Below are 11,911 nucleotides of genomic sequence, written 5' to 3'. Positions count from 1 at the left end.
CTGATGTAGCAGATACTACTATAGAATGTAACGGAACTGATAATGCAACACTTGCTAGTGATTGGGATGCTGCTAATATCTTGGCTTTAACTACTTGTCCAAGCGATAATTGTGATGCTGATGCAACTTATACAGTAACTTCAGATTTCGATTTCACTAACTTGATTTCAACTTGTGGTCTTAGTGGTACAATACTAGTAACTTATACTATTGGAGATGATTGTGGAAACATAGTAACAACAACTGCTACATTAACACTTGAAGATTCAACTGGACCAGATTTATCTAATTGTAGTGTAACAGATACTACTCTAGAATGTAATGGAGATGAAAATGAAACACTTGCAGACAACTGGAATGCTGATAATATTTTAGCACTTACATCTTGTGGAGTTGATGCTTGTGATGCTGATATAACAAACACTGTGACTTCAGATTATGCATTTGTTAATTTGAATTCAGACTGTGGTGCTGGAGGAACAATAGAAGTAACATATACAGTAGCTGACGACTGTGGAAATCAGTCAATTTTAGTAGCTATATTAACGATAGAAGATACTATTGCTCCAACTCTATTAACAGACTTAGAGCCTGAATCTTTCGTAATTTGTTCTGAAATCCCTGAACCACCAACTTTAGAATTCTCTGATGAATGTTCTAATGTTGATGTTACTTTAGATTTTACTGAAACTAACAATAACCTTGGTGATGGTGAAGATTATCAAATTATTTGGGAATGGGTAGTTACAGATAGTTGTAATAATTCTGATAGTTTTACACAAACAATTAATGTTATAAGTGAAAATTTTGTTAATAATCTTGATGCTGAACGCTGTTCAGAAGATGGTATTATAGATTTATTTGAATTTTTAGCAGACGGAATAGACGATTCTGGAACATGGAACGTTGAACAAGGAGACGTAACAGTTAATAGTGATGGTACTTTCGATCCATTAGAATTAGAACTTGGTGATTATATATTTAATTATTCTGTAACTAGTCAAGATTGTATAGCTACAACTAGAGTAACAATAGAAATTACTAACGACTGTATTGTACTACCATGTGGAGTTGAAGGTTATATTATTTCAAAAGCAGTAACTCCTAATGGTGATGGACATAATGATTTCTTCTCTATTCAAGGAGACTTAAAATGTGGTTTCATTATCGATTTACAAATATTTAATCGTTATGGTGGCATAATTTTCGATGCTAAGAATTATAAAAACGATTGGAGTGGTCAAGCCATTAAAGAATCATTAGGTAGTGCAAATAAGTTGCCAAATGGAACATATTATTACGTTATAATTTTAAGAGATAGTGGACTAGATCCTATTACAGGACCATTGTATTTAGGTACAAAATAATAAAATTAATGAAAAAAAGTAGAGTTTATATATTTGCTATTATAGCATTAAGTTGCACATTTTCCTTTGCACAACAACTACCTCAATTTTCACAGTATATGTTTAATACCATATCTGTAAACCCTGCATATGCAGGAAGTAGAGAAACAATAAGTGTTGTTGGTTTACATAGAACCCAATGGGTTGGTTTAGAAGGTGGACCAAGTACACAAACTGTATCTATTCATTCTCCATTAGAAAAAGAACAAATAGGTATAGGACTATCAATTATTAACGACCAATTAGGTTTTGAAAACTTTGTATTTGCTTATGGTGATTTTTCTTATACCATAAATACAAGTGAAACTACAAAATTAGCTTTTGGATTAAAAGCTGGTTTCACACATTATAATTTAGATGGTGACGGCTTTTTAAATGAACAAGAAATAGCTGCCGATCCTTTTTTTAGTGATATATCAAGCCGTTGGAATCCTAATATTGGTGTTGGTTTATTCCTTCATAGTAATAGATGGTATCTAGGTTTATCTGCACCAAGAATTTTAAATACAGATTATAACCTAAGAGGTAACAATGATGCTGGACCAGAATATTTAGCTTTAGAGCGCATTGGATATTATGTTACAGGAGGTTATGTTTTTGATCTTAGCTCAGACCTTAAATTAAAACCATCAGCTTTATTTAAAGTTACAAACGGAGCACCAATTTCATTCGATATTAATGCTAATTTATTATTCTTCGAAAAATTCTGGTTAGGTGGTGGTTACCGTTATAATCTAGATACTACTACACTTGGAGCACAAGCAGATTTTCAGGTTTCACAACAATTAAGAATTGGTTATACTTATGAATATTTTCTTTCAGACTTAAGACCATACACTAGTGGTACACACGAGATTTTATTAATGTTCGAAGTATATAAACCAAGAAAACGTATTAAATCTCCTAGATATTTCTAATAAAGATGAAAAAAAGTTTACTATATATATTATTTTTTTTAACTGCCTATATTTCGATAGCGCAAACAAAAGTAGCCGATAATTTTTTTAAAGATTATGCCTATTATCAAGCAACAGAATTATACTTAGAAGTATTAAAAAAAGGAGATACAACAGAACACGTATTAACTAGACTTGGTGATTGTTACTATAATAACTCTAATGTAAAACTAGCTAGCTATTGGTATAAAAAAGCAGTAGTAAAATATAAGGACGTTAATCCTGAATACTTGTACAAATATGTACAAACATTACGTAGTTTAAATCAATTTGAAGAATCTAAAAAATGGTCTACTATTTTTAAAGAGCGTAAAAAAAATGATAAACGTATTGAAGATGATGAATTCGATATTGAAAAATTTGAAGCTTTAGAATCTACTGATAACGTTTATGTAAATTTTGAAAACCTTGAAATTAACACCAAATACTCAGATTTTGGAAGTTTTGAAATTGACAAAGTTCTTTATTTTGCTTCAACAAGAGTTGAAGACACAATTATAGACCAGAAAAAATTATATCAATGGAACAAAGAACCTTTTTTAGATATATATCAGTCTGACATTTCTATAAATGAAGGAACAAAATTAGTTGGTTCACCTATTAAAATAGAATCCAACGAAATAAATTCCGATTTTCATGAAAGTTCAGTTGCTATTACAAAAGATGGTGAAACAATGTACTTTACTCGAATAAACTTAAATAATAAAAATAAAGCAAAATACGACAAAGAAGGAACTTCACAGATTAAACTTTTTAGAGCAAAGAAAGTTGATAATAAATGGAAGAAAATTGAAGAGCTACCATTTAATGGAGAAGATTTTTCTACAGGATCACCAACTTTAAGTCCAGATGAAAAACAACTTTATTTCTCATCAGATCGCGAAGGCTCTAAAGGTCTTACAGATATTTACAAAGTAAAAATTAATAATGATGGCACATTTGGAAACCCTATAAACTTAGGTAGTAAGATTAATACAGAAGGAAGAGAAAACTTTCCTTTTATTGCAAAAGACTCAACATTTTACTTCTCATCAGATGGTCATATAAACTTAGGTCTCTATGATATATTTGAAAGTAATATACTAAAAAGGGACACCGCAGAAGTATATATCAAAAATTTAGGAGCGCCTTATAATAGTGGTTTCGACGATTTTGGATTTTTTATAGATACAGAGACTAATACAGGTTATTTCTCTTCAAATAGAGAAGGTGGTAAAGGTGGCGACGATATCTACAGTTTTGGTAAATATGAGTGTAAACAAATAATAAAAGGTATTACAAAAAATAAAATTACTAATGAGCCACTTGCAAAAGTAGTTGTGAAATTAATGGATGAAAATGGTAAAGTAATACAAATGGAAACATCTGATAAAGATGGTGCTTACGAATTTAAAAATGTAGCTTGTAATCAAAACTTTGTAATTCTTGGAGAAAGAGTAATTTATAGACCAGACCAAAAAGATGTAACAACAAATGAAGAAAGTGGTGATGAAACTTTTGTAGAACTCTTTTTAACGCCTTTAATTATTGATGTTGAAATTGTAATTAATCCAATATTTTTCGATTATAATAAATCAGAGATTAGACCAGAAGCAGCTTACGAACTTGAAAATATTGTAGCTGTAATGAGAGAACACCCTAAAATGGTTATTAAAATTGAATCTCATACAGACAGTCGTGGTAGGGACGCTTATAACAAAAAATTATCTGATAGAAGAGCAAAATCTACCAGAGACTATTTATTCTCAAGAAGTATAGAAACTAACAGAGTAGAAAGCGCTATTGGTTATGGAGAGAGCCAATTAGTTAACCATTGTAACGATGCTAACAGTAAGAGTTGTAGTGAAGAGGAACATCAAGAAAATAGACGCTCTAAATTTATAATTACTGGTGGTTACGTTGGAGAATAATTTATATTTCAAAAAATAAGTTATTTAATCTTAAATCTATATTTCAAAAAAAAATAACAAAAGACATATTTAAATACAAAAAGAGCGATTATAATAAATCGCTCTTTTTATGTAATATTTTAAGTATTATTTTTTCATAAATATATTTGTAAAGTACCAGTTTCCTTGATTATTTTTTTCTGCAGAGACATCAAAATTTGTATAATCTCCTTCCATATTTACTCTATGTCCATCACTATTTATCCAAGCATTTACTACAGATTCTGCAGACGTAAATCCATAAGCAACATTTTCTGTTACAATATTAGCTCCTGCATTATTTACCAGGAAAGACTTTCTAGTATAAAAATTTGCATGAGAAATATTACCTGCTTCTGCCATGAAATTTGAATGAGAAAATGCTTGTGATTTAACTAAATCATTATGATCTAAAGCGTTTAAACCTTTGTCGATCCTATAAGCATTTATAAGTTCCATTATTTCTATTTCAATAGTTTTCGTTTCAGGGATAGTAATATCTTCTAATTTTAAAACGTCTTCACTATCTTTAGTACATGAAGTTGAAAAAGTTAAAAATAAGGATAGCACAAGTAGGTTAAGTAAATTTTTCATAAGGTTACATATGTTTGGGGACTTAAATATACCCAAGCAAAACGTAACGAAATGTTAATTAAATGTTAAAATCGACTAAAAACATGTATTTCAACGGTATTTAATGTTTTTAATCGGCTAAGTGCTATTATTGAATGATTTTATATGCGTTTAGACGAAGTTAATAGCGTTTTAACCTAACGATCATGGTGATAATCTGTTTTTAGTCCAAGAAAAGTCATTATTTAATTTATAATGAATACGATCGTGTAATCTGTTAGGACGTCCTTGCCAAAATTCTATTTCAACAGGCTCTATAATAAATCCTCCCCAAAACTGTGGCCTTTGTATTTCTATACTTTCAAATTCCGCTTCAAGCGCTTTAAGTTTAGATTCTAATACGTTTCTATTTTCTATTACAGCACTCTGTTTAGATACTAACGCACCAAATTGACTTCCTCTTGGACGTGATTTAAAATAATCGTCACTTACACTATTAGCTACTTTTTTTGCTATTCCTTTTATTATAACTTGTCTTTCGGCTCCAGGCCAAAAAAATGACAAACATACTTTTGGATTATTTATAATAGCTTGACCTTTTTCACTTTCATAATTAGTGTAGAAAATAAAACCATCAGAAGTATATTTTTTAAGCAGCACTACTCTACTCTTAGGATAACCATTTAAGCCAATTGTAGAAATAGACATAGCATTAGTCTCTTCTTCAGGAAAATGTTTATCTACGTCATTAAACCAAGTTTTAAACAACTCTATTGGATGTTCTGGAGTGTCTTTAAGTAGTAGTTCACTTTTTTCGTAAGACTTTCTGTAATTTCCTAAATCTTTTTCCATAGCTGCAAGTTACGAGATTTAAAAATTATTTAAAAAGTAATTCAGCAAATACAATATATATTTATAATTAAAAATATAAACGTATTAATAAAATTAAAATTCGAAAACCTTACCATCGTCTGCTAGCTCAACATTTTTAAAGTGCTCTTTAGCTTCAGTTTTAAAAACATTTAAATCATCGTATCTAGTAGAATAATGTCCAAGCAACAAAGTCCCAACATTTGCTTGTTTTGCAATACTTCCTGCCTCTTTAGCAGTACTGTGCTTTGTTTTGGGTGCTAAATGTGCATGTTGTTCAAGAAATGTAGATTCGTGGTATAAAACATCTACATCTTTAATAATAGGCACAATATCTTCTTTGTAAGCTGTATCGCTACAAAACGCATAGCTTTTAGGTTTTTCTGGTGAAGAGGTTACAGTTTCGTTTTTTATAAGTTTACCATCGTTATTTTCTACATCGAAACCTTGTTTTAGCTTTCTGTAATAAGCTACATCAATATTAGCGTTTTCTACAGCCGCAATATCTAACTTACGTTCTCCTTCTTTTTCTTTAAACAAGAAACCATTAGTGTAAACACGATGGTCTAGAGGAATTGTATGAACTTCTACCTTACTATCTTCAAAAATTAATTCTGAAGTCTTGCTATTTAGTTCATGAAAAATAAGGTTATAATTAGTCCATGAATTAGCTAATTTCATTTGAAGCGTTACTACTTCTTTTAAACCTTTTGGTGCGTGAATATGCAAATCTGTTTCACGGGTTAGCAATCGCATGGTAGATATTAAACCAACTAAACCAAAAAAATGGTCGCCATGCAAATGAGAAATAAAAATGTGTTTAATACGATTAAACTTTATTTTATGTCTTCGCAGTTCTACCTGTGTGCCTTCTCCACAATCTATTAAAAATACATGATTATTTATTTCTAATACTTGGGAAGTTGGATTAGTAAACGTTCGTGGTGTTGCACTGTAGCAACCTAAAATATTTAGTTTCATTAAAAATGGTAGGCTTTATTTTTATTAATTCATTTACTATTTTTATGAAAACAAACGAAAAAAAGATTCACAAATAAACATTTTTAAATACCTAAATCGCGTTCCATTACTTCCATATCTATAATATCGAAAGCTTCTTTAACGGTTGGTACCACAATAATCTCATCAGGGATTTCGTCTATAGCAATTGTATTTGTAACCACTACGAATGAATGTTTTGCTTCGCGATGTTTATTAGAGATGCGTAAAAACTCATTAATATCTTGTAGAGTTATCTTTCCTAAAGAAGACAATTTAATGATAATGTTGTGTTTTTCAAATTTAGGATATAAAGCTTCTAGCTTCTTAACTAATTCTATAACAGTAGCTTTTTCTTGTGTAATTATCGACGTATTCTCTTGTTGATCTATAATCATAACTTATTATTTTATTTTTGCAGCTAATAAATAAATAACTGCCATTCTAACTGCTACTCCATTTTGTACTTGGTCTAGTATTATTGCTTGTTTAGAATCTGCAACATCACTTGTTATTTCCACACCTCTATTAATTGGTCCTGGATGCATAATAGTGATTTCTTTATTTAAAGAGTCTAGTAACTCTTTATTAACGCCATATTGTTGTGTGTATTCTCTTGTTGATGGGAAATAACTTATTGCCATACGTTCGTTTTGAACACGTAACATATTTGCGACATCACACCATTCTAATGCTTTACGCAAGTTGGTTTCTACTTTAACGCCTAATTCACTAATATACTTTGGTAATAGTGTCTTTGGACCACAAACCATAACATTTGCACCTTGTAATTTTAAAGCATAAATATTAGATAACGCGACGCGACTGTGTAATATATCTCCAACAATTACTACATTTTTTCCTGCTACATTTCCCAAACATTCTCGTATAGAATAGGAATCTAATAATGCTTGTGTTGGGTGTTCGTGTGCTCCATCTCCTGCATTTATAATATTTGCTTTTACATGTTTAGATAAAAACACACAGGCTCCAGGATTGGGATGACGCATAACTACCATATCTACTTTCATAGATAAAATATTGTTTACTGTATCTATTAACGTTTCTCCTTTTTTAACTGAAGATTGTCCAGCTGAAAAATTTATAACATCTGCTGAAAGCCTTTTTTCTGCTAACTCGAAAGAGAGTTTTGTACGTGTAGAGTTTTCAAAAAATAAATTGGCAATAGTAATATCTCTAAGCGAAGGTACTTTTTTAATTGGCCTATTAATCACTTCTTTAAAATGATCGGCTGTTTCAAAAATAAGTTGAATATCTTTTTCTTGAAGGTATTTAATTCCTAATAAGTGGTTAACACTTAATTCGCTCATATTTTTTTCTTTTGTCATTCCTGCGAAGGCAGGAATCTATTTCTTTATTCTTTATTGTGGATTCCTGCCTACGCAGGAATGACAAATTTTATTCATAATTATAAGTACTTCAACGACTCTACTTGCAAACGGTATAGTTAACTTAGCTATTAACTAAATATACGGCATCTTCACCTTCATTCTCTTTCCAGTTTACTTTTACTTTTTCTTCATTTATAGCATCTACTTGTCTGCCTCTGTAGTTAGGTTGTATTGGTAAATGTCTGCTAAAACGTCTATCTATAAGTGTTAACAATTCTATTTCTTTTGGTCTTCCAAAAGATTGAATCGCAGTTAAAGCAGAACGAATACTACGTCCTGTGTATAAAACATCGTCAATAAAAACAACTTTTTTGTCTTCAACTATAAAATCTATTTCTGTAGTATTGGCTTCGTGTATTTTGTCGCCTCGTCTAAAATCGTCACGATAAAATGTAATATCTAGTAAGCCTAATTGTAAGTTTTTAATCTTGTATTCTGTTATTAGCATTAGCGCTAATCTATTTGCTAAATACTTACCTCTAGGCTGTAAACCTATTAAAACTGTGTTTGAAAAATCTTTATGGTTTTCAATTAATTGACAAGCCAAACGATGAAGAATGATGTTTATGGCTGTTGCATTAAGTAACAATTTTTGACTCATATGTTTCCAAACGTATTTGGTTGGCAAAGATAATCTATTTTTTTAAACCTTAAAACACCCTTTTATTCTGACAAAAAATTACGTCTAATATTTGTAACATCCAAAGTAGTAGTAAACACTTTACCATCTCTTAAGTATTTGATTTCTAAATCTTTATTTTTTTTCAACGAAGATTTTACTTTATCAATACAATCTACATGGCAAGTCTCTTGATCTCCAATTTTAAGAATAATATCTCCTCCTAATAATATTTCTTTTTGAAATAAATTTGCTACAATAAAACCACCTTTTAAACCTGCTTTATCTGCTGGACTATTAGCACTCACATTTTGAACTAATAAACCACCTTTTAATGATAGGTTGAATACTTTACTTAGTTCTTCTTTAGATAATAAAATACCATCTATTCCTATCCAAGGTCTATCTTTAAAAGCTAATAAGTCTTTAGCAGTATTAATAGTAACTGCCATACCAATACCTTGAAAACCACCTGAAACAGTTAAAATACTTGAGGCAATACCAACTACTTTTCCTTGAGAATTAAATAATGGTCCTCCACTATTACCAGAGTTTATAGCTGCATCTGTTTGAAGAAACTCTAAACTTACTGTACCATCATAAAGTTGGTTAAAACCTCTAAAAGAAGAAATTATACCTGAAGAAAATGAATTTTCTAAACCATAAGGACTTCCTATTGCAAAAACATCTTGTCCTACTGCTAATGCATCACTATCTCCTAAAACAGCATGTGTTAAGTTAGAATCTAAAACATCTAATTGTAACAAAGCTATATCTGATGTTTTTTCACTAAATAATACTGAAGCTTTTCGCTCTTTACCATCTTGTGTTTTTACAAGAATTTTAGAACTCCCATCTACAACATGAGCTGCTGTTAAAATGTAACAATCATGAGAAATTAAAACACCACTACCTAAGCCTTGATTTGTTTTTGAACCTTCTGCAGTGTATGAATTTGAAGTTGTGTATATAGTAACTACAGATGGTAAAACATTTTTATAAAGTTCTGCCCTTTTTAGCTCTTTATTTTTTAAATATTTTGGAATTGCTCTTTCTTTTTTACTTAAATGCATGTCCTTTCCGTTTTGCGCATTTGCAGAAAAGCTAATTAATATTATTAAGAAAAGTGTAAAGAAATATTTTTTCATAACATTTAAATTTATAATCAAAGTTAAGCTTTTATTTATTTTTGAAACTACAATACATTATAAATAAAGGCATAAAAAAAGCCTCTCGAAAACGAGAGGCTTTTAAAATGTTTATTAAACATTTAGGTTAGAAAACTTATATCTTTCCGTCTAATTTATCTTTAAGAGCTTGTAAAGCTTCATTTGCATCACCTAATGTTGGTTTAGATTCTGCAGCTTGAGACGCTTGTTTAGCTTGTGCAGCTTTAACGTTAGCCATCTCTTCTTCTCTAAAGATTGCAGTATGCGAAGCAACTACTCTCTTAAACTCTTTGTTAAATTCTATAATCTTGAATTCAGCAGAATCTCCTTTCTTCAATTTCTTACCATCTTCTTTTTCAAGGTGACGAGAAGGAACGAATGCTACGATATCTTCATTAAACTCAATAGTTGCACCTTTATCTACAACTTCAGCAATTTCTGCAGTATGTGTAGAACCTAAAGCGAACTCAGTTTCGTATTTATCCCAAGGATTATCAGTTGTTTGTTTGTGACCTAAAGATAATTTACGTCCTTCAACATCTAACTCTAATACTACTACTTCTAAAGTATCACCTACGTTTGTAAACTCAGATGGATGCTTAATTTTCTTAGTCCAAGATAAATCTGAGATGTAAATTAATCCATCAATACCTTCTTCTAATTCAACAAAAACACCAAAGTTTGTAAAGTTACGTACAATACCTTTGTGGTTTGAACCTACAGGATATTTAGTTGTAATATCTGTCCAAGGATCTTGCGATAATTGCTTGATACCAAGAGACATTTTACGATCTTCTCTATCTAATGTTAAGATTTGAGCATCGATTACATCACCAACTTTTACAAAATCGTTAGCCGAACGTAAGTGTGTAGACCAAGACATTTCAGAAACGTGAACTAAACCTTCAACACCTTCTGCAACTTCAATAAATGCACCGTAATCTGCGATTACAACTACTTTACCTTTTACTTTATCTCCAACTGCTACAGTTTCTCCCAATGCATCCCAAGGATGTTTAGATAATTGCTTAAGACCTAATTGAATTCTTGATTTGTTTTCATCAAAATCAAGGATTACAACATTTAATTTCTGGTCTAACTCAACAATCTCATTTGGATGGTTAATTCTTGACCAAGATAAATCTGTAATATGTACTAATCCATCAACACCACCAAGATCAATAAACACACCGTAAGAAGTAATATTCTTAACGATACCTTCTAATACTTGACCTTTTTCTAATTGACCGATAATTTCTTTTTTCTGTTCTTCAATATCAGCTTCAATTAAAGCTTTATGAGACACTACTACGTTTTTGAATTCGTGGTTGATTTTCACAACTTTAAATTCCATAGTTTTATTTACGTACTGATCGTAATCTCTAATTGGCTTAACGTCAATTTGAGAACCTGGTAAAAATGCTTCGATGCCAAAAACATCTACAATCATTCCTCCTTTTGTTCTACACTTAACGAAACCGTTTACAATCTCACCAGTATCGTGTGCATTATTTACACGATCCCAAGCTTTAATTACACGTGCTTTTCTGTGAGATAATACTAATTGTCCTGTTGCGTCTTCACGAACATCGATTAATACCTCTACTTTGTCACCTACTTTTAAATCTTGATTGTAACGAAATTCGTTTAAAGAAATAACACCTTCAGATTTAGCGTTGATATCAATAATTACATCACGATCAGACATGTGTACTACTGTTCCTTCAACAACCTCGTCGTCTAATGTATCTACGAAATTTTCTGATACTAATTTTTCAAATTCTTTTAGTTGAGAATCTTCAACCTCATCAATACCTTCTTGGTAATTGTGCCAGTTAAACTCTTCTAAAAATTTTTCAGGGTTTGCTTGTGCTTCAGATATTACTGGAGCTGCTTTTGTTTCAGTTGCTGCTTCTTTAGTTTCAGCTACAACTTCTGCTTGTTTTGCTTTTTCAGCCATTGCAGATAATTATTTGTAT

11 protein-coding genes are annotated in these 11,911 nt (G+C 30.8%); 3 read left to right on the top strand and 8 right to left on the bottom strand.

The annotated features are described in order from the left end of the window. From Q0C58_RS00490 to Q0C58_RS00480, 3 genes are all read left to right on the top strand, one after another. Window positions 1-1,367, top strand: a 1,367-nt coding sequence (locus Q0C58_RS00490; RefSeq protein WP_290696286.1) for a gliding motility-associated C-terminal domain-containing protein, incomplete at its 5' end; no start/stop codon positions are given. Between the two features lie 8 nt (window positions 1,368-1,375). Next, window positions 1,376-2,323, top strand: coding sequence for a type IX secretion system membrane protein PorP/SprF (locus tag Q0C58_RS00485; RefSeq protein ID WP_290696284.1), 948 nt, complete (start codon window positions 1,376-1,378; stop codon window positions 2,321-2,323). Window positions 2,324-2,328: 5 nt separating this feature from the next. Next, window positions 2,329-4,272 (top strand): OmpA family protein, encoded by a 1,944-nt coding sequence (locus Q0C58_RS00480; protein WP_290696282.1) that lies wholly within the window; start codon window positions 2,329-2,331, stop codon window positions 4,270-4,272. Between the two features lie 126 nt (window positions 4,273-4,398). Here the strand turns inward: Q0C58_RS00480 and Q0C58_RS00475 are convergent, their stop codons facing one another. The 8 genes from Q0C58_RS00475 to rpsA form a co-directional block, all read right to left on the bottom strand. Next, window positions 4,399-4,884: a CAP domain-containing protein gene (locus Q0C58_RS00475; protein WP_290696280.1), complete on the bottom strand. Its 486-nt coding sequence runs from the start codon at window positions 4,882-4,884 to the stop codon at window positions 4,399-4,401. A gap of 183 nt (window positions 4,885-5,067) precedes the next feature. Next, window positions 5,068-5,715: a pyridoxamine 5'-phosphate oxidase gene (gene pdxH, locus Q0C58_RS00470; protein ID WP_290696278.1), complete on the bottom strand. Its 648-nt coding sequence runs from the start codon at window positions 5,713-5,715 to the stop codon at window positions 5,068-5,070. Window positions 5,716-5,808: 93 nt separating this feature from the next. Beyond that, window positions 5,809-6,714 (bottom strand): ribonuclease Z, encoded by a 906-nt coding sequence (locus Q0C58_RS00465; RefSeq protein ID WP_290696276.1) that lies wholly within the window; start codon window positions 6,712-6,714, stop codon window positions 5,809-5,811. Between the two features lie 83 nt (window positions 6,715-6,797). Beyond that, window positions 6,798-7,130: a ribonuclease Z gene (locus tag Q0C58_RS00460; protein WP_290696274.1), complete on the bottom strand. Its 333-nt coding sequence runs from the start codon at window positions 7,128-7,130 to the stop codon at window positions 6,798-6,800. Between the two features lie 6 nt (window positions 7,131-7,136). Continuing rightward, window positions 7,137-8,063: an aspartate carbamoyltransferase catalytic subunit gene (locus Q0C58_RS00455; RefSeq protein ID WP_290696290.1), complete on the bottom strand. Its 927-nt coding sequence runs from the start codon at window positions 8,061-8,063 to the stop codon at window positions 7,137-7,139. A 142-nt stretch (window positions 8,064-8,205) separates the two neighbouring features. After that, window positions 8,206-8,745 (bottom strand): bifunctional pyr operon transcriptional regulator/uracil phosphoribosyltransferase PyrR, encoded by a 540-nt coding sequence (gene pyrR / locus Q0C58_RS00450; RefSeq protein WP_290696272.1) that lies wholly within the window; start codon window positions 8,743-8,745, stop codon window positions 8,206-8,208. Between the two features lie 62 nt (window positions 8,746-8,807). Then, window positions 8,808-9,911 carry a trypsin-like peptidase domain-containing protein gene (locus tag Q0C58_RS00445; protein WP_290696270.1) on the bottom strand — a complete coding sequence of 368 codons (1,104 nt, stop codon included), beginning with the start codon at window positions 9,909-9,911 and terminating at the stop codon, window positions 8,808-8,810. 136 nt (window positions 9,912-10,047) lie between these two features. After that, window positions 10,048-11,892 (bottom strand): 30S ribosomal protein S1, encoded by a 1,845-nt coding sequence (gene rpsA / locus Q0C58_RS00440; RefSeq protein WP_290696268.1) that lies wholly within the window; start codon window positions 11,890-11,892, stop codon window positions 10,048-10,050. Between the last annotated feature and the right edge of the window lie 19 nt (window positions 11,893-11,911).

The organism is Lacinutrix sp., from assembly GCF_023299985.1.
Lineage (GTDB): Bacteria > Bacteroidota > Bacteroidia > Flavobacteriales > Flavobacteriaceae > Lacinutrix.
This window is presented reverse-complemented; position numbering and strand designations above follow the sequence as displayed.

Bases quoted from the DNA above. Each gene is read 5' to 3' on its own strand.
- Q0C58_RS00485 (WP_290696284.1), top strand. From the start codon at position 1,376: ATGAAAAAAAGTAGAGTTTATATATTTGCTATTATAGCATTAAGTTGC.
- Q0C58_RS00480 (WP_290696282.1), top strand. From the start codon at position 2,329: ATGAAAAAAAGTTTACTATATATATTATTTTTTTTAACTGCCTATATT.
- Q0C58_RS00475 (WP_290696280.1), bottom strand. From the start codon at position 4,884: ATGAAAAATTTACTTAACCTACTTGTGCTATCCTTATTTTTAACTTTT.
- pdxH (WP_290696278.1), bottom strand. From the start codon at position 5,715: ATGGAAAAAGATTTAGGAAATTACAGAAAGTCTTACGAAAAAAGTGAA.
- Q0C58_RS00465 (WP_290696276.1), bottom strand. From the start codon at position 6,714: ATGAAACTAAATATTTTAGGTTGCTACAGTGCAACACCACGAACGTTT.
- Q0C58_RS00460 (WP_290696274.1), bottom strand. From the start codon at position 7,130: ATGATTATAGATCAACAAGAGAATACGTCGATAATTACACAAGAAAAA.
- Q0C58_RS00455 (WP_290696290.1), bottom strand. From the start codon at position 8,063: ATGAGCGAATTAAGTGTTAACCACTTATTAGGAATTAAATACCTTCAA.
- pyrR (WP_290696272.1), bottom strand. From the start codon at position 8,745: ATGAGTCAAAAATTGTTACTTAATGCAACAGCCATAAACATCATTCTT.
- Q0C58_RS00445 (WP_290696270.1), bottom strand. From the start codon at position 9,911: ATGAAAAAATATTTCTTTACACTTTTCTTAATAATATTAATTAGCTTT.
- rpsA (WP_290696268.1), bottom strand. From the start codon at position 11,892: ATGGCTGAAAAAGCAAAACAAGCAGAAGTTGTAGCTGAAACTAAAGAA.